Annotated in this window: 1 protein-coding gene; it reads left to right on the top strand. The window is 74.4% G+C overall.

The genetic code is table 11. The annotated features are described in order from the left end of the window. A partial coding sequence (locus tag AC5P09_RS51805; protein WP_493880608.1) for an SbcC/MukB-like Walker B domain-containing protein occupies nucleotides 1-1,432 on the top strand: 1,432 nt, incomplete at both ends.

Below are 1,432 nucleotides of genomic sequence, written 5' to 3'. Positions count from 1 at the left end.
AGCGAGGCGGCCGAGGCCGCCGCCGACCGGCTCGGCGCCGCCGCCGAGGACGAGGAGGCGGCGGCGGACACCGAGCGTGCTGCACGCCGCCGGCACGCGGAGGAGGCTGCGGGACTTGAGGCCCTCCAGGAAGCCGTCGGGGCCGAGGCGCAGGAGGTGATGCGCCAGGTCCAGGAGACCGAGGACGGCATCGACGCCCTGGTGGGGGAGGCCGAGGCGGCCCGCACCGCTCAGCACGGCGCGATCGCGGGCACCGCCGCGGCCGAGGCCCGCCGTACGGCCGCCGCCGAGGCCGGGGCGGTCGCCGCGGCGGAGGAGAAGGGCACCGCCCGCGGTCTGCGCCCGTACGCCGCCCGCGAACTCCTCGACATCCTGCGCTGCCCGCCCGGCCTTGCCTGGCCCGCCCAGGAGGCCGACTGGGCCGGCGAGACACTCCCGCCGGCCGTGGCCGCCGTACACGAGGCGATCCTGGCCGCCACCCGCGACCTCACCCCCACCGAGACCAGCCTCAAGCAGTCGGTCACCCGGCTCACCAGGGCCTTGGACGATCTGCAGGCGCAGCTCGCCGCCGCCGGACAGGACTACCGGCCCGAATGGGACGGCTCCGACGGTGTCATCCTCGTCCGTGTGGCCGACGAGGAGGGCCCGCTGCCCGTCGCCGCCTTCGCCCAGAAGATCTCCTCCCACCGGCGTGACCAGGCCGAACTGCTCTCCGAGTCCGAGCAGCGCATCCTGGAGGACGCCCTGCTCACCCGGCTCGCCCAGCAGATCCACGACCGCACGGTCGACGCCCGTGACCTGATCAGGCGGATGAACACCGACATGCGCAAGCGGACGATGTCGTCGGGGACGACGGTCGGTGTGAGCTGGCTGCTGGCCGACCATCTCGACGACGAGCAGCGTGCCGTCTGCGGCCTCCTCGACGCCGACGCCGCCCGCCTCGGCCCCGAGGGGCTGGCCCGGGTGCGCACGCACTTCGCGGCGCAGATCAAGACCGCCCGCGCCCGCCACCGCGACCAGCCCTACCGCGAACTCCTCGCCGAGGTCCTCGACTACCGGCGCTGGCGGCAGTTCGCGTTCCAGCTGGTACGGCCCGACAGGAGCGAGGAGAGGCTCACCCGCGCCCGGCACAGCCGGCTGTCGGGCGGTGAGCAGTCGGTGTCGCTGCATCTGCCGCTGTTCGCCGCCGCGCACGCCATGCTCAACTCCGCCGACCCGCACGCCCCGCGCCTGCTCGCCCTCGATGAGGCCTTCGCCGGCGTGGACGACACCGGGCGCGGCGAACTCATGTCACTGGCCGCCCAGTTCGACCTCGACCTGTTCATGACCGGCTACGACCTGTGGGCCGCCCACGTCTCCGTGTCCGCCGCCGCCCACTACGACCTCGCGCACACCGCCGTCGACCACACCGTCTCCGCGCTGCTGCTCGTCT

It is taken from the genome of Streptomyces sp. a15, from assembly GCF_059026085.1.
This window is presented reverse-complemented; position numbering and strand designations above follow the sequence as displayed.